We start from the raw sequence: 22,527 nt of genomic DNA on the forward strand, positions 1-22,527 counted from the left end.
CACGGGGGCCTCTTCACGGCCGGGCGTGATCCGGGTAGATCACCAAGGGGGGCTCTCGCGGCCGTGTGTTCGTCGGAACGTACCGCGGGCTCACAGCCGAACTCAAGGTCACGATGCCCCCGCTTCAGGGCTCAATTGCGCGATATCGCGCGGATTCCATGAAGAATTCACCATTCGTGCGTAGTAGTACGCACAATCTCTCTTGGTTCCTGAGGAATTCGCTGCATCCGCTGACGAGAGGCGGTGCGCTCGTTGCTCCGGTCCCGGTACATCGACGATCGGAGGACGATGCCGTCCCGTCTCGTTCCCCTGCTCGCCGCGGGCACCCTCTGCCTCGGCGTGCTCGTGGTCACCGCCGAACCCGCCCAGGCCGAGGTGCAGCACTACAAGAACTGCGCCGCCGTCCACAAGGACTACTCGGGTGGCATCGCGAAGCCCGGGGTCACGACCAACCTGCTCACGAGGAGCGGCAAGAAGGTGCGCGTGCCGCTGAACGGCGAGGTGAAGCACTCCACCGCGCTCTACAAGCGGAACAGGAGCCTCGACCGGGACGGTGACGGCGTCGCCTGCGAGACCTGACCCGGAGCGCGACATCGAGCGGCGGCCCACGAGGGCCGGCGGTGGATCGGCGCGAGCTGCGGCGTGTCGCTCCCACCCCCGAACGGGGGGTGTCGGGAGGATCGACGCACTGATCCCCGATGAAGGAGAACCGTCGTGTCGAAGCCCATCGTCGTCGTCCGCAACTGGGCGATCGAGCAGGTGACGGCGATCGTCAGCGTGGTCCGTCCGCTGCCGCTCCGCCCGGGCACGCAGCGCTGACGGACCGACCCGCACCACTGGCGCCGCGCCCCCTGCCGCAGGAGACTGCTGGTCTTCGAGGCGAGGAGGCCGAGATGACCGCAGGCACCGTGGACGATCCGTGGCAGCTCAGGACGCCGCCAGGCACCTCCGCGTACGCGATGCATCGTGCCGGGGACGAGCTGGTCTGCGTGGTCGGGTCGACGACGCTGCGGTACCAGGCTCGCGTGATCGACGACCTGGCCGCGTGGCTGCGCGAGCAGGGCGACTGGGTGGCGCTCGGCGCCGCCGACGAGCAGAAGCCGGCCGCGGACGGCACCGTGGAGGCCTGGGGCCGCTCCGAGTCGAACCCGGTCGGCGGCTGGTACGGGCTGCGGAAGGGCTACCGCGGCCGGGTCGGCATGTACCTGCCGCCGCTCATGGAGGCCCTGGGACTCGCGGAGCTGACGCACGACGCCCGCAACAACCGGATGCGCGCCGTCTGACGCCGGAAGCAGGGACCCCCGGCCGCGCAGGGCGACCGGGGGACGGAGAGCGGGTGGCAGGAGTCGAACCTGCGCCACCGGACTGGAAGTCCGGGGTTCTGCCGTTGAACAACGCCCGCAGCGCCCTCAACCCTACGGTGTCGGCGGCGATCGACCACCCCCCAGCACGCGGGACGGCTCACGCGTGCCGGACGTCGATCGAGACCTCGTCGCACTGCGGGCACACCCAGTAGGGCATCGTCGCGTCGCCCATGGCCTGCAGCGGGACGTGGCACCAGCCGCACGTCGGCGACGGCGGGTCGGGGTCGGGCACGGACGGGACGCTAGGTGGCCGGACCGGGCGGAGGCGATTACGTACGTCCGAGCGTCGCCGGGGCGCCGTCGAGCGTCTGCGTAGTCCGCACGGCCGGCGGCCCGCGCCTCAGTCCTCGTCGGACAGCACCCGGTGCTCCGCCTGGTCGCCGCCGCTCGCGCTGACCCGCACGTCGCCGTCGCGGGCGAGCGCCCGGCCGACGAAGACGCCGCCGCGGGCCAGGTCGAGCCGTGCGGCGAGCCAGTCCGCGGCGCGCGACCGGGTCGCGGTCGGCACGTCGGCGAGGCCCGGGTCGCTGAGCAGGACCACGTCGACGCCGCGGCGGCGGGCGGCGTCAATCGCCGCGTCGAGCGAGCCGGTGAGCAGCGGCCCGAGCGCGATGTCGTCGCGGAGCCGCCCTTCGAGCGCGATCGCCGCGAGCCGCTCGTCGTCGGTCAGCCGGTCGCCGGTCGCGATGCGGCTGAGCGCGTCGGCGGAGAGGCCGAGCACCCGGTGCACGGCCGCGTGCCGTGCCTGCAGCTCCGCCTCGGCGGTGTCCCGCTCGAGCGATCGCCGCGACCGCAGCGCGTGGAACGCGGCGGCCGACGCCTCCGCCCGCCGCAGGCCGACCGCGAAGAGGGTGCCGATCAGCAGCGTGCCGGCGTGCCGGATCACGAGGTCCACGCCCGGCAGCACGCCCATCCCGTCGTCGAGCGACCACAGCACCCCGATCGCGAGCTCGGCCGCCATCAGGGTCCAGGCGGCGCCGATGCGCGACCGCATCGCGAGCCCCACCGCGACGAAGGTGGCCGCGCCGAGCGGCCAGGAGGCGTAGCCGGGCCAGCCCCGCGCGGGCAGGCCGAGCACGACGAGCGCCGTGCTCGCTGCGGCGAGCAGCACGATCGCGGTCGTTCGGGCGGCCCGGAGGGGTCCGCTGCGGTCGAGCACGAGCAGCGCGGCCGCCGCGGTCATCGCGAGCAGGGCGAGCGCCGTGCGCCACGGCGGCGTCGGACCCGGGCCGGCGGCGAGCACGACGTGCACCACGACGAACGCGGCGAGCAGCAGCCGGGCGAAGGGGGTGCGCAGGGGCGGGGTGAGGGTCGTCACACCGGCCACCGGATGCGCACCGCCGTGCCGCGGCCCGGCTGGGACCGCACCTCCGCTGTGCCGTCGACGGACCGGAGGCGTGCCTCGATGCTCGCCGCGATGCCGAGCCGGTCCGCGGGCACCGCCTCGCGGGCGAACCCGGCGCCGTCGTCGATCACGAGGATCTCGACGTGCTCGCGGACGAGCAGCACACGCACCTCGATCGTCGCCGCCGCGCCCGCGTGCCTGCGGCTGTTCCGCAACCCCTCCCCGGCCGCGCCGACCAGCACCTCGACGACCGCCGCGGGGATCGCCTCCGGACCGCTCGCGCCCTCGACGACGAGCGCCGCGTCGGGAGCGGTGGCCGTCGTCAGCGCACGCAGCCGGTCGAGCAGCTCGCCGGGCGTCGCCGCGCGCTGCTGCGCGTCGGGCTGCAGCAGGCGCTCGAGCCGGGCCAGCGCGTCGGCGGCGTCCGCGGCGACGACCTCGCTCGGTTCGGGGGAGCGCCCCGCGACGAGCAGCGTCGTCAGCACGTGGTCGTGCACGAGCCCGTGCACGCGCAGCCGCTCGTCGGTCCGGACGCGCTCGTCGTGCGCGGCGGTCACGGCGTGGAACGCCTCCGCCGCCGCGAGGTCGACGGACCGGCCGGCGCGCAGCGCCCCGACCGCGAGCGCCGCGAACACCGAGCAGAACAGCAGGGAGTACAGGGCGTCCTGCGCCGCGATGAGCGCGAGGTCGGCCCGCGCCGTGCCCAGCCGGTCGACGGCGACGAGCACCGTCGTCAGCACGACGTCGGCGGCGATCCACCGCACGGGGGCCGCCAGCGCCAGGGCGGTGGTGCCGACCGCGGTCAGCTGCAGCACCCACGGCGACTGCGCGGCGGTGAGCGCCGGGATCGAGACGGGTGCGACGGTCGCCAGGGCCAGCAGGTTCGCCGCGCCGACCGCGATCGCGAGCCCCCGCAGCACGCCGACCGGCGCGAACGGGGCCGCGACGCCGAGCGCGAGCGGCAGCGCCAGCGTGGCGAGCAGCGCCGGGACGGTCCAGCCGGGCGGCGTCACGTGCAGCTGCGACCCGATCGCCGGCAGGTCCAGCAGGCCGAAGACGACCGCGCCGACGCCGAAGAGCGTCGCGGTGACCCGCAGCACGCGGTCGTGCGCCGCCGTCCCGGTCACTCGCGTCCAGGCGCCGGCAGCAGCCCGTCCTCGACGGCCCGCTTGTAGAGGTCGATCTTCGTCGGCGCGGGCCGCCCGATGCGCGTGTACTTCGCGCGGATCCTGCGGAGGTAGTCCTCGAGCGTGCCGAGGGTGATGTGCAGCCGGTCCGCCACGACCTGCGACCTCGCGCCGTCCGCGAACAGCTGCAGCACCTCCGCCTCCCGCGGGCTGAGGCCGGCCTCGTCGATCTGCGGGTCGCTCTCGACGGCGTGCGCCCACTCGCTGGAGATCACGGGCATCCCGAGCACCGCGCGCTCGACCGCGTAGGTGATCACGGGGACCGGCGCGGACTTGCGGAGCAAGCCGAGCACGTCGGCCCGCAGCGCCTCCCGCACCAGGTGCGCGTCCTCGCCGCTGCTGAACGCGAGCACGCCGGCGCCCGCCGCGCGGAGGCGCGCCACGTTCGTGGCGGGGGAGGAGCCGTCGGCGAGCCGCAGGTCGAGCAGCACGAGCGCGGGGGAGCCGCCCGACTGCAGCAGCGCGTCGACCGTGGGGTGCACGCCGATCAGCTGCAGGCGCGGGCTGGCGCCGAACGCGGCGCGCAGGGCGAGGCCGACGAGCGGGTGGTCGTCGACCAATGCGATGCCACCGGTGATCGCCGAGCCGGTGGGAGGAGGCGGTGCTGCGGTCATCTCGCCGAACCATAACGACGACCACCGACGTGCGGCACGGAGGGGCGCAGGAGGTTGTGCGCGCGGGCGCCGGGGGTGTACGGCTCCGGGCGGTCGGCCCTGGGCGCTCCGTCGGCTCCGCAGCGGGTCGTTCGAGGGGGCCGGGAGGCGGCGGGTCGTCAGACGGCCGGCAGCCGTCGCGCGGCGTGCGCCCGCAGGTCCGTGACGATCGCGAGCGGTGCCGTCAGCAGCAGCGGCGCGGCGGCGATGCGCTGGACGCGCGGTGCGCCGCCCGGCGAGGTCGGCGGCGCTGGCGGCGTGCCGCGGCGGAGGAGGGCTCGGCGGAACCTCGGGCAGACCTCCGGGCCGCAGGTGCCGCAGTCGGTGCCGCGCCGGTAGTGCTCATGGGCGTCGTGGGTGTGGCCGCAGACGCAGACGGGGTTCGGCACGCCTGGATGTAAGCACACTGGACGACGGCGCGCGGCTGCCACGCAGCTGCGGCGGATTCCCGGGTCGGCCGGGTCAGCCCCCGGCGGCGACGCCCGCAGCACGCAGCCGCGCGGCGATCTCGTCGGCGAGGGCGTCGAGTCCCGGCGCCGCGGCAGCAGCCGGGTCGACGTAGCGGACGTCGGCGATGCCCGCGGCGGTCCGCAGGTCGGCGCGCAGCGCGGCGAGGTCCGCGGGCGGGGTCGAGGCGTCCGCCACCGGGCCGACGACGACCACCTGCGCGCGCGGGGCGCGGGTCGCGATGGCGGAGAGCGCGGTGGTCACCCCCTCCAGGATCTCCAGGCGGGGCGCGCCGGCCTCCGCCGTCCCGCTCACCACGACGACCGCGGCGCTGTCCCGCGGCACGGCCGCGCCCAGGCTCGCGAACGACGTCGCGGCGGCCGGCCGGAGGTAGCCGGTGCCGACCTGGCGATCGATGCGCAGCGACGACCCGCCGGCGATGCGCCAGGGCCAGCCCGCCTGCGCGGTCATCGCGCCCAGCAGCCGCTGCGGGGCGAGCACGGCGACGGTCCGTGCGGCTCCGGCCGGGTCGCCGCGGCCCACCAGGGAGGCGGTCGCCGCGGCGACCGAGCACGCGGCGGCGCCGGATCCGCCGGACCGGCGCGCGGCGACCGAGGTGGCGACGCCGTCGGGGGCCGTGAACCACGCCGTGCAGGAGGACGCCGTCCTGGCGGTGAATGCGTCGAACGACAGCGACCGCAGGTCCGCGGTGCGGTCGCCCCTGCTCACCGCCGCCAGGCGCAGCGCAGCGAGCGTCGCTCCCGAGCCCGGGTGCTTGACCGTCACGGACGTGGCGACCGGTGCGTCGGACGCCGTCGTGTAGCTGCAGCCGGAGGCGGCGGTCGTGCTCGCCGTCAGCGGCACCGCGGTGAGCGCGGCGACCTCGGACGCGGAGGGGCAGGCGAACCGCGTCGCGGCGGCGGGCGCGGCCGTCGTGCCGGTGGCGGGCAGCGTGCCCTGGGCGGTGCAGCCCGACAGCAGCGCGACGGCGGCCACGCCGATCGCGGCGGCGGCGCGGAGGGTGCGGGTCATCGGATCTCCTGGCCGACCGCGTGCAGCTGCGCGATCAGCGGGTCGTTCGTGGTGGTCAGCAGGTCGTAGCCGTCGGTCTCGCCGGTGGTGACGCTCCAGACGAGGTAGCCGGACGCGCCCGCGCGGAACGCGGCGCGCATCTTCGCGCCCAGCAGCCGGGCGCGGGTCGTCCGCTCCGCCGGGGTCGTGCCGCGGATCCCGGCCTCGCCGACGACGAGCGGCTTGTCCAGCGACGCGGCGCGCGCGAACGAGCAGCCGATCGGGGCGCTGCCCAGGGAGCACGCCAGCGAAGCCGCGCTCGGCGGCGTGCCGTCGGTGCCGCCCGGCATCGCCTCGGTGTCGGAGCCCCAGTAGCCCCAGTCGTGCACCTCCGCGAAGCCGATCGACGGCAGGCGGTACAGCGCGGTGAAGTCGGGGCCGCTCGCTCCGGGCGCGCCGTTGCTCTGCGTTCCTACGGTGATCAGGTGGTGGCGGTCGACCGACCGGATGACGTCGGCGACGTCGGTCGCGAAGTCGATCAGCACGGACCGGCCGAGGGGGTCCCGCGCGCTCGTGTCCGCCTCGTTCATCATCATCCAGCCGAGGATCGTGGGGTCGTCGGCGTAGTGCGCCGCGACGCGGGCGACGTAGTCGCGGTACGAGAGCGTCGCCGTGCCGTACGGCTTCGTGTAACCCGACGAGTACCAGGTGTCGCCCCGGTAGTCCGCCTTCGGGGTCGCGTCCGCGACGGTCGTGCAGTTGCCCGGTCCGTCCTCCAGCACGGGGATCACCCGCAGGCCGGTCGCCTTCGCCGCCGCCAGCACGCGGTCGATCCCGCCCCACCACGTCGCGCCCTGGGTGTAGGTCTGGTACGCCCAGAAGCGCAGGACCGTGACGCCGGCCTCGTCGTGCAGGTACCGCAGGGTGTCCAGCAGCTGCGCGTCGGACATCCGGCTGCCGCTGCGGCAGCTGTAGCGGTCGGTCGCCGCCGCGTCGTAGATGTTGACGCCGACGAAGCGGAAGGGTTCTCCGGCGACCTCGAACGACCGGCCGTGCGCGGTGACGAAGTCGGCGGCGTCGGCGGAGGACGTCGGTGCCGCGGCGGGTGTCGTCGCGGAGGCGCTCGGCGCCGCAGCGGGGGGCGCGGGTGCGGGGCCGCTGCAGCCGCTCGCGGCCGCGATCGTCGACAGGGCGACGACCGCGGCGAGGACCGCGCGGCGGGCGCGGCTCATCGGCTGCGGTCCGGCGCCATCGACTCCAGCGCCGGAGCCATCCGCTCGACGACGCGGTCCCAGGTGAAGCGCTCCTCGACGTCGCGCCGGGCCGCCTCCGCCAGGCGGGCCGCCCGCTCGGGATCCAGGAGCAGGTCGAGCAGCGCCTCCGCCAGCCGCGGGACGTCCCCGGTCGGCACGAGCAGCCCTGTGCGCCCGTCGGTGATCATCTCGGGGGTGCCGGCCTGCTCGGTCGTGACGACCGGGACGCCGAACGCCATCGCCTCCAGCACGACCAGCGGGAACGGGTCGAAGAAGGACGGCACGCAGAGCACCGACGCCTCGCGGTACAGCCCGGCGATGCGGGCCCGGTCCCGCACCCGGCCCAGCACCTCGACGCCGGCCTGCGCCGCGATCGGCGGGCGGGTGCCGACCAGCACCAGGCGCGCCGCCGGCAGCCGCCGGCGCACCAGGCGGAAGGCCTCCAGCAGCACCTGGCCGCCCTTCCGGACGAAGTCGTTGCCGATGAGCAGGATCGTCGGGAGACCGGCCGGCGGCTGCGGCCGAGACGCCGGCAGCTCGGGCAGGTTCGCGCCCGCGCCGACGACGGTCACCTTCGCGGGATCGATCGCGTAGTCCTCGACCAGGCTGCGTCGGGTCGGCTCGCAGAACGCGAACAGGTGCTGCGCGGCGTCGTACGACGCCTGCTCGCGGCGGTACCAGTCGTCGAGCCCGCGGCCGCGCAGCGGGTTCCAGGCCGGCCAGGACTCGGCCGACTGGCGGTGGGTGCAGTCGATGTAGAGCGCGGAGGCGGTGACCGGCTGGGTGAACAGCGCGTGCACCTGCAGCACGACGTCGGGGGATGCGGGCAGCTCCAGCAGCTGCCTGACCGCGTTCGCGGAGCGGAGCCGCGTCCCGGTGCCGCTCTTGTAGAAGCGCTCCGCCCACGCGCTGCGGCTCGGCCGCATCGTCAGCGCCGCCACGCCGTAGCGCTGCAGCGCCGTCAGCTCGGGGTCGATGCGCTCGACGGACCCGTAACGGCGCTCGAGCGCGGCCGACAGGTAGGGCGTCAGCGCGTCCCCGCGGGACGCGAGCGCGAGCCGTGTGGTCGGCGGCGCGGCGATCACGCGGCACCCCGGCGGGCGGTCTCCACGAGCAGGTCGAGCCGCTCGGTGGTGCGGGCGATGTCGTACGCCTCCGTCACGGCGGCGGGCACGGGCAGGCGCGCGCCGGAGGTGGAGGCGAGGGCGTGCTCGACGGCGGCGAGGATCGCGGCGGGCTCCGCGGCGTCGTCGGCCGTGCCGATCGGGAACGTGCCGGGCACTGGTCCGGGCAGCGCGTCGAGCGCGGGGAACTCGGCGTGCACGACCGGCAGGCCGGCGCCGATGCCCTCGAGCGCGGCCATGCCGAAGGTCTCGTCGCGGGAGGCGCTGACGAGCACGTCCATCGCGGAGAGCAGCGCGGGCACGTCGGAGCGCGGCCCGGTGAGGTGCACGGCGTCGGCGACCCCGAGCGCCGCCGCCAGCTGCGTCAGGGCGCGACGCAGCGGTCCGTCGCCGACGATCACGAGCTCGCGGCGGCCGCGCTGCAGCGTCGGGGCGACGGCGGTCAGCACCTGCAGGATCCGCTTCACGGGCTCGAGGCGGCCGATCGCGCCGACGACCTCCACCTCCGCGCCGATGCCGAGCCCGGCACGGACGGCGGCCCTCGCCTCGGACGACGGCTCGAGTCCCGCGAAGTCGATCCCGTTGTCGATCACGGTGATCGCGGCGGGCCGCACGCCCCAGCGGACCAGGCGCTCGGCGGTGGCCGACGACACGGCGATCGTGCGGTCCGCGAGCCGGTTGAGCGCCAGGTAGAGGCGTCGCAGCGGCTCGGTGAGCGGCCGGTTCTCGATCGAGTCGGCCATCAGGGAGTGCTCGGTGGACAGCACCAGGGGCACGCGCGCGAGGCGCGCGGCCGGCAGCCCCCACAGCTGGCCGCTCAGCAGGTGCACCTGCACGGCGTCGGGCCGCAGCGCGCGCAGGCGCCTGACCAGCACGGGCAGCGCGAGCAGCCGCCGCGGGCCCGCGAGGTCGAGCACCTCCACCGAGTGCCCGGCCGCCTCGAGCGACTGCGCGACCGCGCCGCCGCCGTAGAGCGCGACGACGTGCTGGCGGTGGCGGCTGTGCGCGACGATCGACTCGACCTGGCGCTCGGCGCCGCCCGTCGTCAGGGTCGTGATGACCTGCACGACGGAGGCGCGCGCCGCCCGTCCCGCGACGACGTCCCGGTAGATGCCCGCGAGGGCATACGTCGCCTGCTCCCAGGTCGGCAGGGTGATCTCCGGCGCGCGATGCGGCGTGCCGTCGCTCGCGCGCAGCCGCGCGACCAGCGCCTCGGCCACCTGCGCGTCATCGGCGTCGAGCGGCACGCCGGTGACCAGCCCGTCCTCGACGAGGTCGCCGATCCCGGCGACGTCGCAGCCGACCACGGGCAGGCCGAGCGCGACCGCCTCCATCACCGCGACGGGGTGCGCCTCGTAGCTGGACAGCGCAGCCATCACGGCGGAGCGGGAGAGGATGCCGGCCATCTCGGACCGCTCGGCGGGCAGCAGGTGCCGGAAGACGACCGCGTCGGCGACGCCCAGCTGCTCCGCGAGCCGGCGCAGCGGTTCCTCGTAGGGACCGCTGCCCAGCACCGTCAGCGTCGCCCCGGGCACCTGCGCGCGGATCAGCGGCAGCGCGGCGATCACCCGGTGGTGGCCCTTGTACTGCTCGAGCCGGCCGCTGGTGACGATGCTGCCGGGCACCGGCGCGGTCCCGGTCGGCACCGGAGGCAGGGCCCCGCCGTTCTGCACGACGTCGAAGCGGTCGGCCGGCAGCCCGGTCACGCCGACGAACTTCGACCGCTCGAACCGGCTGACCGCGATCAGGCGCGCGGCCCGGGCGAGCAGCGGCCGGTTGATCCGGTCCTGGATCCGCGTGATCGGCGCGTGGGAGGCGGAGGAGTGCCCGCCGCTGTGGAAGGTGAGCACGTACGGGATGCGGGCGCTGCGGGCGGCGAGCATCGCGAGGGTCGGCACCGTCGTCTGGCTGCCCTGCACGTGCACGAGGTCCCAGCCGCCGCGGCGGACGACCCGCACGATGCCGGGGGAGAGGTACTCCTCGCCGTTCCGCCGCCACGATCGCCGCCGGATCACGCGGACGCCGTTCACGCGGTCCTCCCGCGGCAGCCGGCCGGTGCGGTCCGTGGTCAGCACCGTCACCTCGACGTCCGGCAGGTCGGCGAGCCGCTTCGTCACCTCGGCGACGTGCGTCTCGAGCCCGCCGAGCTCGGGCGCGAAGCGCTGCACGACCTGCAGCACGCGGATCGGCCGGCTCATCGGGTGCCCGCCGCGGCGTCGTCGAGGATCAGCTGCCGCACCGGGGCGCCCGATCCGGTCGGCACCAGCTGCAGGACCGCACGCGTCGAGGGCATCGGGACGCGGGTCGTGTAGGTGTCGCCGGGGCCGACCTCGATGGAGGTCGCGAGCGTCGTGCGACCGTCAGCCGTCACCAGCCGCAGGTCGAACGGGCCGACCGCGTCGCCCGCGGTCACCGTGACGGTCACCGCATCGCCCGCGGGCTCGGCGGCGATGGCCAGCGGCGCCACGTGCGTCGTGCCGAAGGAGACGGCCGAGTACGCGACGGTGGCGGCCAGCACGGCGGCGGCAGCGGCACCCCACGCGATCCCGGCGACCGGGATCCGGCGCCGCCGGACGGCGTGGGAGGCGGGAGCCCGGCGCGCCGCGAGGCCGGCCAGCGCCGCCAGCTCGAGCGCGCCGACGGCGAGCGCCCAGCCGACCGGGCCGAGCCCGAACGGCAGCAGGTTCAGCACCACGCCGAGCAGCACGAGCGCGACCACGGCGCCGCCGACCTGCACGAGCACGCCGTCCAGCACGCCGCGATCGCTGCGGCGGAGGAGGAACGTGGCGACCGCGAGCGCGGCGGCCGCGCTGAGGGGCAGCCGAGCCCACGCCGGCGCCTCGAGCGCGACGGCGACGGCCGCGACCACGACCAGCGCGGCACGCCAGCCGGCGTCGACCAGCACCGGGCGTCCCAGCGGGGTGGTCGCGTGCGCCGCGCTCATCGCAGCCCCCGGACGTCGTAGATCACGATGCTCCCGTTGTCGTAGACCCGGGTCACGCCGGGCACCGCCGCGAACTTCGCCAGCGCGGCCGCGGAGACCGGCGCGGTGCGCCCGACCTCGCCGTACTCGCCGCTCTCGATGTAGACCTGCTGGTGCGGCAGGCTCGTCGACAGCCGCTGGTCGACGATCAGGTAGTCGAGACGGGACCGCTCGATGAGCGCCACGTCCTCGGTGGTGAAGGTCGGCGCCAGCAGCAGGGGCGACAGGTTCAGCCCGGTCGCCACGTGCAGCACCGCGTCCTGCTCGCCGTCCGCCGCCGCGAGCAGGCTGGCGGTGCGATCGGCGAACACGACGCTGCCGTCGGGCAGCCCGGTCGCCTCCCACGTCGCGGCGGCGACGTTGTCCGCGTCGACGCTGCGGGCGTCCGCGGACACCTGGTACGGCCCGGGCAGCTGGCTCGACGCCGGGCCGGAGCCGAGGACCACGCCGCCCAGGAAGGTCGCCGTCGCGGCGAGCCCGAAGGCGACGGTCGTGCGCCGGCGGCGCTCCTTCGCCCACCACCAGGTGCCGAGCACCGCCGCGAGCCCGACGAAGACGAACCCGGAGGCGCGGTCGCCCACCTCCGCGGTCGCGCTGGTGAGGTGCCCGCCGGGCACCACGGGGTACAGCAGGCCGACGACGCCCAGCACGAGCGCCAGGGGCCGGGCGCCGCGCCAGGCGGTGCGGATGGACCCGAGCACGACCAGCAGCGACACCGTGGTGAGCAGCACCGACGCGATGAGCAGCACCTGCTCCCACGGCAGCGGGCCGCTGCCGGCGCTGTCCGCGAACAGCGCCTTCGGCTTCTGGCCCTGGGACAGGCCGAGCAGCTGCGCGCCCGAGCTGCCGAAGATCGCCTCCAGGTAGGCCGCGAGCGGGTTGCCGGGGTTCAGCACGGTGGCGCCGAGCACCAGGGTGGTCCAGACCGCGAGGACCGCCAGGTGGAGGTGGTCGCGCGCGGCGCGTCCCCGGCGCTCGCCGCCCGCCTCCCGGCGCCCGCCGCGCACCAGCACGGCGACGAGCCAGAGCACGTACGCCGCGATCAGCAGCACCGCGGTCAGGTGGTGGGTCAGCACGACCGCGGCGGAGGCGGCCATCGGCAGCACCAGCGACCAGCGCCCGCGCCGGCGGGTCGCTACGAGGTGCACGCAGAGCACCGCGAGCGGCAGCGCGAGGGTCTGGTACGAGTACTGCGAGTTGAAGAACAGCAGCTGCGGGTTCGCGAGGTACACGAGCGCACCGACGGCTCCGGCGCGGCGGGAGCCGCCGATCGCGCCGATCAGCCCGATGATCGCGAGCACGATGATCAGCCGCGCGGCGAGCAGGGTCAGCACCGCGGCGGCGTACCCGGGCAGCCCGGTGACGGTCCGCACCGCGTCGGTCACGATCTCGAGCCCCGGGTAGTACGCGGAGACCGGCAGCAGCGGGTTGACCGCGAACAGGTGCCCGGAGTCCTCGATCTGCCGCAGCGTGTCCGCGTGGATGAACTCGTCGTGGAACGCGAACGCGGTCGGGTTCAGCAAGAGGCGACTGACCTGCAGCAGCACGGCGAGCGCGACGACCGCGACCAGCCGCTCGACGTGCGGGGTTGCCCGCGCGACGATCCGCAGCGCCGCCGGGAGGAACAGCAGCACCAGCCCGAGGTACCACAGCAGCTGGGCGCCGAGGCCGGTGCTGCCGAGCCGCCCGAGGTTCGCGGCGACGGCCATCACCAGGACGCCGCAGGCCATCAGCAGCACCAGCGGGCCGAGCAGGTTCCGCGCGGCCCACCCCGCGCGCGCCGGGGCGGGGGGAGTCGGCTCGGGGACCGAGGCGGCGGCCACGGGGGCCGAGACCACGGCGGGGACCGGGACTGCGGCGTGGGCCGCGACTGCGGCCGGGACCTCGACTGCGGCCGGCACCGCGACCGGCACCGGAGGCAGCGGGTCGGCGATGCGCTCCGTGCCGCGGACGAGCGCGGCGTCCCGCTGGTACGCGCGCACCAGCGGCACGGCCAGCACCAGCGCCTCCACGGCGAGCACGCCGAGCCAGCCGACGCAGAGCCCCACGACGCCGGCGGCCGTCGCGCCGATGGCGGCGGCGGCGAGCTCGGCCGCGAGGAACACCAGGGTGACCGCGAGCGCCTGGGTCGTGCGGCCCTGCACCCGGCGCAGCGCGATGAAGTGGTCCTTGATCACGAACGGGATCCCCGCCAGCGCGACCAGGCGCAGCAGCACGGTGCCGTCGGCGGCGTACTGCGGGCCGAAGACGTGCAGCAGCGGACCGGCCAGCGGCAGCAGCACGAGGCTCGCGGTCACGCTGACGGCCAGCCCGAACGGGACCGTCAGCCGCATGCGGCGCACGATCTCCGTCTCGTCGCCCCGCGCCGCGGCGAACAGGCCGACGCTCACCGCGTACGGCAGCGCGAAGACGAACCCGGAGAGCATGATCGCCGCGTTGAACGCGGCGTTCGCCTGCGCGGAGACGAGCACGACGACGAGCACGGGCAGCAGCTGCAGCGCGGCCTGGATGCTGACGTTCAGCGCGTGATGGGACACGGCGAGCCGGCCGACGCCCCGCAGCAGGGCCGGCTCCACGAGCCGCCGGTGGGCTCCGGCCGCCCGCCCGCCGCGCGTCCGCCAGGACACGAGCGGCAGCGAGAGCAGGTTGCCGATCGTCCAGGCGAGCAGGATCGTCATGCCGCCCTGCACCCCGGCGAGGCCGAGGGCGAGCAGCGCGACGACCTTCACGGCGCTCGCGGTGACGTTGCGCTCCAGCTGCAGGGTGCCGAGGCCGATCGTCAGCACCGCCTGGTCCAGCACCATCACCACGGCGGTGAGGCCGGTCGCCGCGGCCAGACCGACGAGGGGCCAGAACGAGCCCGCGATCGGCGCGAGGCCGGCCGCGCCGAAGCCGTGCACCGCGACCGCGGGCACGACGAGCCCCAGCAGCGCCCCGGCGGTGCCGGCGGCCGCGAGGCACGTCCGCACGAGGACGCGGCGGTCCGGGCCGGCGGTCGCGGGCAGCCGCGCGATGAGCACGGTGCCGAGGCCGAGCGACCCGAGGGAGCCGAGCAGCATCATCATCGCGACCGCGGCGCCGGCGACGCCCACGTCGGTGGTGAGGAACACGCGGGCGGCCAGCGCCCAGAACAGCAGCCCGAGGACGCTGGTGAACGCCTGCGTGCCGACGAGCGACGCGCTGATGCCCGCGATGCGGCCGAACCCGGACGCCGCGATCCGCGCGAGGGGTCGACGGAGCGTCCCGGCGCGCTGCGCGGGGACCTCGGTCGACGGGTCACCGGCTCGGACGCCGGTGAGGACCTCGTGGCTCATCGTGGGTGCTGCTCTCTCGCCGCCCGGGTCGGGCGGCCGGTGGTGGTGGTCAGGCTCCGCGGCGCTCGGGCGCGCCGGCGGCGGAGTCGCTCATCAGCCCGGGCAGGCCGAGTCGGGTCAGCAGCTCGCCGTACGCGTCGACCGTGCGGTCCCAGCTGTGCGGGTCGTCGAAGCGCTCGCCGCGTCGCGCGGGCAGGTCCGCCATGGCCGCGGCCAGGGACGCCGGGTCCTGCGTCGGCACGAAGGTCACGCCCGCGTAGTCGCCGGCCGCCTCCACGAGCCCGCCGACGCTCGCGACGACGACGGGCAGGCCCGCGCTCATCGCGATATGGAGGGGACCGGAGGAGGAGGACCGCCGGTACGGCAGCACGACCGCGTCGGCGGCGGCGAAGTGCGCGGCCACCTCCGCGTCGTCCACGTAGCGGTCGACGACGGTGATGCGGTCCCGCACCGGGCTCGCGGCGACCGCGTCGAGCGGCGCCGTCCACCCCTCCCAGGTCTCCCCGACCAGCACCAGCCGCGAGGTCGAGCGGACCGCCTGCGGCAGCAGCTCGAACGCCGCGACCAGGTCCTCGACGCCCTTGTACGGCCGGATCACGCCGAAGTAGAGGAACACGAAGTCGCCGTCGCGCTCGCCGTCGACATCGGCCGCGTCGTAGTGGTTGTACGGACCGTGCGGGGCGAGGACGACGCGGTCCTCGGGCAGCGGATAGGTGCCGCGCAGCAGCTCGAGGTCGTACCGGGAGTGCACGACGTGGCCGTCGACGCGCCGCAGCAGCTGCTGCATCGCGGCGACGACGTACCGGGTGACGCCCGGGATGCGGGCCTCGCCGGTGTCCTGCACCTCGTGCCACTCGATGACGACGCGACCGCCGTACCGGCGCACGAGGCGGGCGAGCCGCAGGTAGGAGTGCAGCACCGCGCCGGTCCACCACTGCAGCACGAGCACGTCGGGCCGCTCGGAGGTGATGAAGCGCACCGCGTCGCGCATGCTGCGGCCCCAGAACCAGTCGATGCCGTCGTGGACGTGCACCTCCGGCACGTACTGCAGCGTGTTGACGGCGCGGCCGACGCGGGCGCGACCGGGGTAGAGGCGCGTGGGCACGAGCTGCCGCATGAGTACGGCGCTGGTGTCGGTGACCTCCGAGAACGCGTTCGTGAGCCGGCAGGTGTAGTAGCTGATGCCGGAGGTGAAGCGCCAGCCCGCGCCGACGACCATGACGCGGGGGCGCCGCGTGTCGCGCGAGTGGAGGGGGGAGACGATCGCGTTCATGCGCGTCCGCCCCCGCCCGTCGGGGGGACGGATGCGGACCCGCCCGCGGGGAGCCCGGCGTTCACGCGGCCTTCCGCGCGGTCTCGCTGCGGCGCTGGGTGCCGCGCACGGCGCCCTCGACGACCGCGAGGCGCGCGGTGCGGCGGGCGTGCCGGCGCTCGGACAGGATGGTGCGCAGCACGCGGAAGCCGTCGCGGATCGCGTTGAGGTTGCTCTCGCCGAAGATGCGGCTCTTCTCGACGCTGCCCACCTCCACGATGCGGTGGCCGCCCAGGAAGAACCGGCAGTTCAGCACGGTCTCGATCTCGAAGCCGTCGCCCCAGATCATCGTGTCGGCGGCCTCGAAGGTGTGGTCCGGCAGGTGCAGCCCGGGGACCAGCCGGCGCCAGAACGCGTTGTAGCCGTAGCAGAGGTCGGTGTACCGGCTGCCGAGCAGCAGGTTCGTGACGGTGTTCAGGAACAGGTTCCCGAGCGAGCGGAACCGCGTGATGTCCTCGCTGCCGCCGCCGCGGGTGAACCGCGACCCCTTGGCGACGTCGGCGCCCTCCGTCAGGGCTCGCACGAACGCGGGGATCTCGTCCGGGTCGGCGGAGCCGTCCGCGTCGAACATCACGATGATGTCGCCGGTGGCGGCGGCGAAGCCGCAGGCGAGGGCGTTGCCCTTCCCCCGGCGGGTCTGCTGCACGACGTGGATGCCGGGCATCACCCGCTTCGCGGTCTCGATGGTGTCGTCGACCGAGTGGCCGTCGACGAGCACGACCTGGTGCACCGCGGGGAGCAGCGGCAGCACCACCTCGAGGTTGCGGGCCTCGTTCCTGGCGGGTACGACGATGCTGACGGTGGGGGCGGAGGAGGGCACAGCTGTCCTTCGAGGTCCCGCATGGGTATGCGGCGGGGGGAGGGACGCGACCCCGTCCGTCGAGCGCCGACCTTGGGGGAGTCGACGACGGATCCGTCGGGGTTCGTCGTTGACGGTCGACAACATATCCTCGTGAATCGAGCAGTCGAGGGGCTTTTCGTGAATCGGCCCCGCGACACGCCGTGGACCGGCGAGATCGGTGTCCGACTGCGCGTTCCACCTGGTCAGGAGGCGTAATCGGCCGGATCGATCCGCCGATGTCCACCCCTTCCGCCCGGCGCGCCGGCGTGATATAGCGTCACACGGCACCCGTGCCTCGGCGCGGTAGGTCTACGTACCGCGGAGCGGCGCGGCTCCCGCGCGACGGGTGATCGCGGGGTCAGCGTCGGGCGGCGACGGTACGGGGATGCGGGTGGAGGCCCGCCGCTACTCGGCGACCGGCAGCCAGATCCGCATCGTCGACGGGCCGCGGTTCGCCCACGAGTGGTACGGCACCAGGCGTGCCGTGCCCGCCGTGGAGGCGCGCGGCCGCTCCGGCCCGTACGGCCAGCCGTCGTCGTCGTCGTCGTCGTGCACCCGCAGCGCGACCGTCAGATCCGGCGTGACCGCTGCGGAGGCGAGCCGCACGTCGTCCACGGACCGCCCGGCCAGGCCGGCCGGCAGGTCGACCGACTCGAGGCAGAGCACCTCCGGGCCCCGCTCGATCGCGACGCAGCCCCGCACCGCGTCGATCCGGGGGTCCGGGTGGGTGACGCGGGGCGCGACCGGCAGCGTCAGCTCGACGACGTCGCCCGCGAGGAACCGCCGCGTCACCGCCGCGACGCCCGGGCCAGGGGAGGAGGACTCGACCGACCCGCCGGATCGCACCGACACCGTGGCGCCCGCGCCCCAGGAGGGGATCCGCAGCGACAGGGTCCACTCCTGCGCGGCGTCCCGGCCGACGACGACACGGATCACGCCGCTCGCCGGGTAGTCCGCCTCCACCGCCAGGTCGATCGCCTCGCCGGACGGCAGCGCGGTCCGGATGGTGGAGGCGGCGTACTGGTGCAGCTGCAGGCCCGACTCCGACACGGTCGCCAAGTACGCGGGCAGGCTCGCCAGGGTCCGCGCCACGTTCGGCGGGCAGCAGGACACCTCGAACCACGGCGCGCGCAGGCTGGCGGAGGCTCGGGCGGACGGCACGTCCGGGTCGGCGGGCCGCCCCTCCTCCCGCTGGTGCAGCGTGTTCGAGTAGTAGAAGGCGGTCCCCTCGGCGGAGGGGGAGGTCGCGACGACGTTGAACAGGGTGCGCTCGATCAGGTCCGCGTACTGCGGCTCACCGGTGGCGAGCAGCAGCCGCCAGCTGAACTGGATGGAGCCGATGCCGGCGCAGGTCTCGGAGTAGGCGCGGTCCGGCGGCAGCTCCCAGTCCAGGCCGAACGCCTCGTCCTGGTGGTGGGCGCCCTGCCCGCCCGTGATGTACGTGCGGCGGGCGACGGCGGTGCGCCACTGCGTCACGAGCGAGTCCAGCAGTGCGGCGTCCCCGGTCTCGACGGCCACGTCGACCGCCCCGGCCGCGAGGTAGTTCGCGCGCACGGCGTGCCCGTGCAGCGTCGTCGTCGCCCGCACCGGCAGGTCGTCCTGGAAGTAGGCGGCACCGAACTCGTTCGGGGTCAGCCGTCCGTGGCCCCGCCGCTCGACGAACAGCTCGGCCTGCCGCGCGTAGCGGTCGTCGCCGGTGACGCGGGCGAGCTCCGCCAGGGCCGTCTCGACCTCGGCGTGCCCGCAGACGCCGTCGTTCCCGCCGTCGCCGAACACCGCGCAGACGAGGTCCGCGGCCCGCGTCGCGACCGACAGCAGGCCGTCCGTCTCGTCTGGACGCGTGCGCGCCCGCGCGACCGCGGCCTGGAACAGGTGCCCGAGGCAGTACAGCTCGTGCCCGAACCCCAGCTCGGACCAGCGCGGCGGCTGCCCGGGCCGCCCGAAGTACGTGTTCAGGTACCCGTCGGCCTCCTGCGCCGCGGCGACGCGCGCGACGACGGACCCGAACGTCGCCTCGAGCGCGGCGGAGGGGGACGTGCCGAGCGACCACGCTGCGGCCTCGAGGAACTTGTAGATTTCCGAGTCCGCGAACTCCCGTCCGCGGCGGCCCTCGGGCAGCGTCCCGGCCGCGGCGAGGTCGAAGTTCGGCAGCCATCCCTCCCGCTCGAGCCAGTGCAGGATGTGCGGCAGCGTCGCGTCCCGGTTCGTGTCGACGCGGTCGGCCCAGAACCCGCCGGTGATCCGCACCTCGTCGAGGCCCAGCGGGCGCAGGGCGCCGGAGGCGGGCAGCGCCGGCGCGATGGTCTGGGTCCTTCGGGGCATCGCTCGGTCCTCCGGTCCTGCGGGCGATCCGCGCGGCCATCGTGCCCCGCCCGGATCGGCGGCCCCTCAACGGGCCGGCTCTGCCGTTCGCGGATCCGCAGTTCTTCGGCGACGCGCCGCTCCGAGTGCGCGCGCCGCGGCGTGTCGGCCAGGAACTGCGGATCCGCGAGACGCGAGGGGGCTCGGAGGCGGTCCCGGTACCGTCGCGCACATGACCGACGACGTCTCCCGCATCGACCTCGCCCGCGAGCTGGGCGTGCACGAGCACGTGCTGCGCTCGCACCTGCACGAGTACTTCGGTGAGCAGACCGGGCAGGAGGCCCCGGAGGCGCTGACCCGCGGCCAGGCCGACGGCTTCCTCGCCTGGCACGCGACCCGGTACGGCACCGCCGGCTGAGGCGCCTCCGCTCCACGACACACGAGCGGGGGGCATCAGCGCGTCGCGGCATCGTCCGCCGGTCGGCTCGCCCTAGCGTCGCGGGCGTCCCGACCGAAGGAGCCCCATGCGCAAGCCGCCGCTCGCCTCCCTGGTGGTGGGCGCCGTGATGTGCGTGGCCGCCGCGATCCCGACGATGGCCTTCGCGGAGTCGCCGGCGCCCGCGCCCGCGAAGACGGCCCCGGTGCGGGCGGCCGCCGCGCCGTCGGTGTCCGCGCGGACGCTGCTCGCCCGCTTGGACGTGGCGAAGGAGGCGCGAGCCGCGAGCTTCCGGGCCGCTCGGTTCTCCGGCTGGGTCGACGCCGACGGGGACGGCGCCGACACCCGCGCGGAGGTCCTCAGCAGCGAGTCGACCACGCCGGTCACCGTCGACGCGAAGGGGGCCGTGCGGACGGGCCGGTGGGTGTCGCCCTACGACGGCGTCACCGTGAGCTCGGTGGCGAAGGCGAGGGTCGACCACCTCGTCCCGCTGAAGGAGGCGTGGGTCTCCGGCGCCGCCTCCTGGACCTCCACGAAGCGGCAGGCCTTCACGAACGACCTCGGGTTCGCGCCCGCCCTCGCCGTGATCTCCGTGAAGGCGGCCCGCGCGAAGGGCTCGCGGGAGCCCGACGCGTACCTGCCGTCCCTCCGGTCGGACCGCTGCACCTACGTGAAGGACTGGATCGCGACGAAGTACCGCTGGGGGCTCTCCGTCGACCCGGTCGAGCAGCGGGCGCTCGCCGCCGATCTGACGACGTACTGCACGTCCGTCTCGGTGCGGAAGCCCGGGAAGCCGAGCGTCGCGGTGCTGCTCGGCGCGGGCGCGGGTGCGGGTGTCGGTGTCGGGACCGGCGGCGCCTACTACGCCAGCTGCGCCGCGGTCCGGGCGGCGGGGAAGTCGCCGCTGCTGCGCGGGCAGCCGGGCTACCGAGGCGGGCTCGACCGGGACGGCGACGGCGTCGCCTGCGAGTAGCCGGGGGAGCCCGGCCCGGTCAGCGCAGCTGCTTCTTCGTCGCGGCGATCTGCTTGGTGAGCGCCGCCGCGGAGGCCTGCTCGTCCTTCACCTTCGTGCGCCAGGTCGCGTACTGAGCGGCGTCCGTGCCCTTGAAGCGGTCGCGGGTCACGCTGTCCCACTTCACGAGCGCGCGCTCGTGGTTCCGCAGCGCCGTGAGCACGTCGAGACCGAACCGGGCCTCGCGCACGTCGGCGTGCTTCGCGAGGCGCTTCATCGCGCTCACGCCGCACTGCGCGAGCTTGGCGCGGTCGACCGAGAGCGGCTTGCTGGTGGCGCTCGCTGCGGTGATCAGCTGCCGCACGAGCGTCACGTCCGCGGCGGCGATGCCGCGGTCGGAGGCGGTGCTCGTCGCGTCGGCGAGCACGGCCGCCTGCGCCCGCTGCTTCGCGGGGAGGGAGGTCCGAGCCAGCTTCAGCGTCTTCGTGAACGCGACGGACTCGGTCTTCATGGTGGCCTGCACGGCCTTGCGCGCGACCTTCGCGGCCTGCGGTTCGGCGCAGGTGGCGGAGGGAGCGGCGATCGCGGGCGCCGCGGCGAGGGTCGAGCCGAGCAGGATCGAGGCGGCGAGCGCGCTCGTGAGGATGCGGTATCTGGGTGGGTACACGGGAGCATGCAAGTGCTTCGGCGCGCGCTCCACAATCCCCCGTTTCGCGATTGTGCTGATCCGTGCGGGTTTTGGGCGAGACCTTGCGGCAGCCGGGAACCCGCCCACCGGGGCCTCGGGTCAGTCGGGGACGTCGACTCCGCCGACCGAGACGCCGGGGAACCGTGCTCCGACGACCTCGCAGTCGGGTCCGCTGACGATCGCGTTCGCGGGCACCCTGCCGGTGACGACGGTGAGTGGCCGGGCGAGCGCGGACCGGCCCACGTGCGTGCCGCCGAGCACGACGCAGCGGGAGGTGATCCACGCGCCGTCCTCGACGACGACCGGGCGGGTGATGAGGCCCATGTCGGTGCGGTGGCGGTGGCTGCCGGTGGTGAGGAAGGTGTCCTGGCTCAGCACGACGTCGGTGCCGATCGTCACGATGTCCTGGTTGTGGATCCAGACGCCCTCGCCGATCCAGGAGCGGTCGCCGATCGTCAGCTTCCACGGCAGCTTCACGCGGAGGCGCGGCCGGAGGATCACCCCGCGGCCGATTCGTGCGCCGAAGCGTCGGAGGGCGGCCGCGCGGACGGCCGAGGAGATCTGCAGCGGGTTGGTCACAAGCAGCAGCTCGACGAGGAGCCACAGCGCGAGGGTGCCGCGGGAGCGGTCCCACGCCTCGCCGGCGCCGGGGGCCCGCGACAGGTCGATCACGGGCGGGTGCTGGTCATCGGCCACCCCACGAGCGTAGGCAGGCGCCCCCAGTCGGTGTGACATCGCGGCGCTCCGTCCCTGCCCGCGGCTCCGAACCACCTACCGTTCCCCGACCGAGCCGAGGAAGGAGCACCCGATGCGCGCAGCGACGTCGCCCCGTCCGGCGCGCCCGGGCCGGCTGGTCCTGCTGGTCGCCCACGCGGGGGAGCACCCGCGCGTCCGGCGCCTCCGGGCGGCTTTCCACCCCGTCGGTCACGTGTTCCAGAGCGGAGCGGCGAACGGCGCGATCTCCGCGTTCGGGTGGCGCGGCGTCGCGGTCGTGCCGATCGTGATGGCCGCGTCGCTGCTGCTCACCCGGCTGCTCGGCCGGCGCCGCCTGGCGTAGCAGGCCTCCGAGCGCGAACCGTGCGGGATCCGTGCGGTTCCGCGCTGCGCGATCGGGCCCGCCGCGGCTGCGGAGGGGGTATTCGTTGCCCATGTGGATCGGGATCGCGATCGGCGCGGCGGTGTGGCTGATCGCGGGCGCCCTGCTCGCGCTCGCCGTCGGCCGGACGATCTGCGTCGCCGATGACCGCCGTCTCCACGAGCTGATCTGACCGCCGCCCGCCCGCGGTGGGTGCGGCGGGACCGACGGACGCGTCGCG

The 22,527-nt window shown here is 75.2% G+C and carries 22 protein-coding genes and 1 tRNA gene; 6 read left to right on the top strand and 17 right to left on the bottom strand.

Features of this window, described 5'->3' with window-relative positions:
• Nucleotides 1-288: 288 nt before the first annotated feature.
• Nucleotides 289-579 (top strand): excalibur calcium-binding domain-containing protein, encoded by a 291-nt coding sequence (locus tag ACFE60_RS03075; protein ID WP_375387369.1) that lies wholly within the window; start codon nucleotides 289-291, stop codon nucleotides 577-579.
• A 314-nt stretch (nucleotides 580-893) separates the two neighbouring features.
• A complete protein-coding gene (locus ACFE60_RS03080; protein ID WP_375387370.1) occupies nucleotides 894-1,283 on the top strand; it encodes a DUF6855 family protein in 390 nt (129 codons plus the stop codon).
• A 48-nt stretch (nucleotides 1,284-1,331) separates the two neighbouring features.
• Here ACFE60_RS03080 and ACFE60_RS03085 read toward each other — a convergent pair.
• From ACFE60_RS03085 to ACFE60_RS03155, 15 genes are all read right to left on the bottom strand, one after another.
• Nucleotides 1,332-1,402: transfer RNA gene (locus ACFE60_RS03085), tRNA-Gly, on the bottom strand.
• 59 nt (nucleotides 1,403-1,461) lie between these two features.
• Entirely contained in the window at nucleotides 1,462-1,596 is a 135-nt protein-coding gene (locus ACFE60_RS03090) for a hypothetical protein (protein WP_375387371.1), read from the bottom strand.
• A 108-nt stretch (nucleotides 1,597-1,704) separates the two neighbouring features.
• Complete coding sequence (locus ACFE60_RS03095; protein WP_375387372.1) at nucleotides 1,705-2,682, bottom strand: hypothetical protein; 978 nt, start codon at nucleotides 2,680-2,682, stop codon at nucleotides 1,705-1,707.
• A complete protein-coding gene (locus tag ACFE60_RS03100) occupies nucleotides 2,679-3,836 on the bottom strand; it encodes a sensor histidine kinase (RefSeq protein WP_375387373.1) in 1,158 nt (385 codons plus the stop codon). Before ACFE60_RS03100 ends, ACFE60_RS03095 begins: the two co-directional genes overlap by 4 nt.
• The gene (locus ACFE60_RS03105) at nucleotides 3,833-4,510 is read right to left on the bottom strand and encodes a LuxR C-terminal-related transcriptional regulator (protein WP_375387374.1); all 678 of its coding nucleotides are present in this window, start codon (nucleotides 4,508-4,510) and stop codon (nucleotides 3,833-3,835) included. The genes ACFE60_RS03100 and ACFE60_RS03105 overlap by 4 nt, the downstream gene beginning before the upstream one ends.
• A gap of 158 nt (nucleotides 4,511-4,668) precedes the next feature.
• Nucleotides 4,669-4,938, bottom strand: a complete 270-nt coding sequence (locus tag ACFE60_RS03110) for a hypothetical protein (protein ID WP_375387375.1) — start codon at nucleotides 4,936-4,938, stop codon at nucleotides 4,669-4,671.
• Nucleotides 4,939-5,011: 73 nt separating this feature from the next.
• A complete protein-coding gene (locus ACFE60_RS03115; protein WP_375387376.1) occupies nucleotides 5,012-6,028 on the bottom strand; it encodes a hypothetical protein in 1,017 nt (338 codons plus the stop codon).
• Complete coding sequence (locus ACFE60_RS03120; protein ID WP_375387377.1) at nucleotides 6,025-7,239, bottom strand: cellulase family glycosylhydrolase; 1,215 nt, start codon at nucleotides 7,237-7,239, stop codon at nucleotides 6,025-6,027. Before ACFE60_RS03120 ends, ACFE60_RS03115 begins: the two co-directional genes overlap by 4 nt.
• Nucleotides 7,236-8,345 (bottom strand): glycosyltransferase family 4 protein, encoded by a 1,110-nt coding sequence (locus tag ACFE60_RS03125; protein ID WP_375387378.1) that lies wholly within the window; start codon nucleotides 8,343-8,345, stop codon nucleotides 7,236-7,238. The genes ACFE60_RS03120 and ACFE60_RS03125 overlap by 4 nt, the downstream gene beginning before the upstream one ends.
• Nucleotides 8,342-10,582, bottom strand: coding sequence for a glycosyltransferase family 4 protein (locus ACFE60_RS03130; protein WP_375387379.1), 2,241 nt, complete (start codon nucleotides 10,580-10,582; stop codon nucleotides 8,342-8,344). The genes ACFE60_RS03125 and ACFE60_RS03130 overlap by 4 nt, the downstream gene beginning before the upstream one ends.
• Nucleotides 10,579-11,328, bottom strand: a complete 750-nt coding sequence (locus tag ACFE60_RS03135; protein ID WP_375387380.1) for a hypothetical protein — start codon at nucleotides 11,326-11,328, stop codon at nucleotides 10,579-10,581. The genes ACFE60_RS03130 and ACFE60_RS03135 overlap by 4 nt, the downstream gene beginning before the upstream one ends.
• Complete coding sequence (locus tag ACFE60_RS03140; RefSeq protein ID WP_375387381.1) at nucleotides 11,325-14,681, bottom strand: hypothetical protein; 3,357 nt, start codon at nucleotides 14,679-14,681, stop codon at nucleotides 11,325-11,327. The genes ACFE60_RS03135 and ACFE60_RS03140 overlap by 4 nt, the downstream gene beginning before the upstream one ends.
• 49 nt (nucleotides 14,682-14,730) lie before the next feature.
• Nucleotides 14,731-15,954, bottom strand: coding sequence for a glycosyltransferase (locus ACFE60_RS03145; RefSeq protein ID WP_375387382.1), 1,224 nt, complete (start codon nucleotides 15,952-15,954; stop codon nucleotides 14,731-14,733).
• Nucleotides 15,955-16,015: 61 nt separating this feature from the next.
• On the bottom strand, nucleotides 16,016-16,813 hold the full coding sequence (locus tag ACFE60_RS03150; RefSeq protein ID WP_375387383.1) for a glycosyltransferase family 2 protein: 798 nt from the start codon (nucleotides 16,811-16,813) through the stop codon (nucleotides 16,016-16,018).
• Between the two features lie 426 nt (nucleotides 16,814-17,239).
• Nucleotides 17,240-19,156: a glycoside hydrolase family 127 protein gene (locus ACFE60_RS03155; RefSeq protein WP_375387384.1), complete on the bottom strand. Its 1,917-nt coding sequence runs from the start codon at nucleotides 19,154-19,156 to the stop codon at nucleotides 17,240-17,242.
• Between the two features lie 211 nt (nucleotides 19,157-19,367).
• Here ACFE60_RS03155 and ACFE60_RS03160 point away from each other — a divergent pair, with 211 nt between their 5' ends.
• Entirely contained in the window at nucleotides 19,368-19,553 is a 186-nt protein-coding gene (locus ACFE60_RS03160) for a hypothetical protein (RefSeq protein WP_375387385.1), read from the top strand.
• A 106-nt stretch (nucleotides 19,554-19,659) separates the two neighbouring features.
• Entirely contained in the window at nucleotides 19,660-20,544 is an 885-nt protein-coding gene (locus ACFE60_RS03165; protein ID WP_375387386.1) for an excalibur calcium-binding domain-containing protein, read from the top strand.
• Between the two features lie 19 nt (nucleotides 20,545-20,563).
• Here the strand turns inward: ACFE60_RS03165 and ACFE60_RS03170 are convergent, their stop codons facing one another.
• Together ACFE60_RS03170 and ACFE60_RS03175 are read right to left on the bottom strand one after the other, a co-directional pair.
• Nucleotides 20,564-21,190, bottom strand: coding sequence for a hypothetical protein (locus tag ACFE60_RS03170; RefSeq protein ID WP_375387387.1), 627 nt, complete (start codon nucleotides 21,188-21,190; stop codon nucleotides 20,564-20,566).
• Between the two features lie 120 nt (nucleotides 21,191-21,310).
• The gene (locus tag ACFE60_RS03175) at nucleotides 21,311-21,907 is read right to left on the bottom strand and encodes an acetyltransferase (RefSeq protein WP_375387388.1); all 597 of its coding nucleotides are present in this window, start codon (nucleotides 21,905-21,907) and stop codon (nucleotides 21,311-21,313) included.
• 112 nt (nucleotides 21,908-22,019) lie between these two features.
• Between ACFE60_RS03175 and ACFE60_RS03180 the strand changes: the two genes are divergently transcribed.
• Both ACFE60_RS03180 and ACFE60_RS03185 read left to right on the top strand, forming a co-directional pair.
• A complete protein-coding gene (locus ACFE60_RS03180) occupies nucleotides 22,020-22,268 on the top strand; it encodes a hypothetical protein (RefSeq protein ID WP_375387389.1) in 249 nt (82 codons plus the stop codon).
• An 85-nt stretch (nucleotides 22,269-22,353) separates the two neighbouring features.
• Nucleotides 22,354-22,479, top strand: a complete 126-nt coding sequence (locus ACFE60_RS03185; RefSeq protein WP_375387390.1) for a hypothetical protein — start codon at nucleotides 22,354-22,356, stop codon at nucleotides 22,477-22,479.
• The last annotated feature ends 48 nt before the right edge of the window (nucleotides 22,480-22,527 follow it).

Origin of the sequence: uncultured Amnibacterium sp. (genome assembly GCF_964245895.1) — a bacterium.
Lineage (GTDB): Bacteria > Actinomycetota > Actinomycetes > Actinomycetales > Microbacteriaceae > Amnibacterium.

Excerpts from the sequence above, each read along its gene's own strand:
- ACFE60_RS03160 (WP_375387385.1), top strand. The coding sequence starts at position 19,368 with ATGACCGACGACGTCTCCCGCATCGACCTCGCCCGCGAGCTGGGCGTG.
- ACFE60_RS03180 (WP_375387389.1), top strand. The coding sequence starts at position 22,020 with ATGCGCGCAGCGACGTCGCCCCGTCCGGCGCGCCCGGGCCGGCTGGTC.
- ACFE60_RS03075 (WP_375387369.1), top strand. The coding sequence starts at position 289 with ATGCCGTCCCGTCTCGTTCCCCTGCTCGCCGCGGGCACCCTCTGCCTC.
- ACFE60_RS03155 (WP_375387384.1), bottom strand. The coding sequence starts at position 19,156 with ATGCCCCGAAGGACCCAGACCATCGCGCCGGCGCTGCCCGCCTCCGGC.
- ACFE60_RS03120 (WP_375387377.1), bottom strand. The coding sequence starts at position 7,239 with ATGAGCCGCGCCCGCCGCGCGGTCCTCGCCGCGGTCGTCGCCCTGTCG.
- ACFE60_RS03130 (WP_375387379.1), bottom strand. The coding sequence starts at position 10,582 with ATGAGCCGGCCGATCCGCGTGCTGCAGGTCGTGCAGCGCTTCGCGCCC.
- ACFE60_RS03080 (WP_375387370.1), top strand. The coding sequence starts at position 894 with ATGACCGCAGGCACCGTGGACGATCCGTGGCAGCTCAGGACGCCGCCA.
- ACFE60_RS03115 (WP_375387376.1), bottom strand. The coding sequence starts at position 6,028 with ATGACCCGCACCCTCCGCGCCGCCGCCGCGATCGGCGTGGCCGCCGTC.
- ACFE60_RS03145 (WP_375387382.1), bottom strand. The coding sequence starts at position 15,954 with ATGAACGCGATCGTCTCCCCCCTCCACTCGCGCGACACGCGGCGCCCC.
- ACFE60_RS03135 (WP_375387380.1), bottom strand. The coding sequence starts at position 11,328 with ATGAGCGCGGCGCACGCGACCACCCCGCTGGGACGCCCGGTGCTGGTC.
- ACFE60_RS03165 (WP_375387386.1), top strand. The coding sequence starts at position 19,660 with ATGCGCAAGCCGCCGCTCGCCTCCCTGGTGGTGGGCGCCGTGATGTGC.
- ACFE60_RS03140 (WP_375387381.1), bottom strand. The coding sequence starts at position 14,681 with ATGAGCCACGAGGTCCTCACCGGCGTCCGAGCCGGTGACCCGTCGACC.
- ACFE60_RS03105 (WP_375387374.1), bottom strand. The coding sequence starts at position 4,510 with ATGACCGCAGCACCGCCTCCTCCCACCGGCTCGGCGATCACCGGTGGC.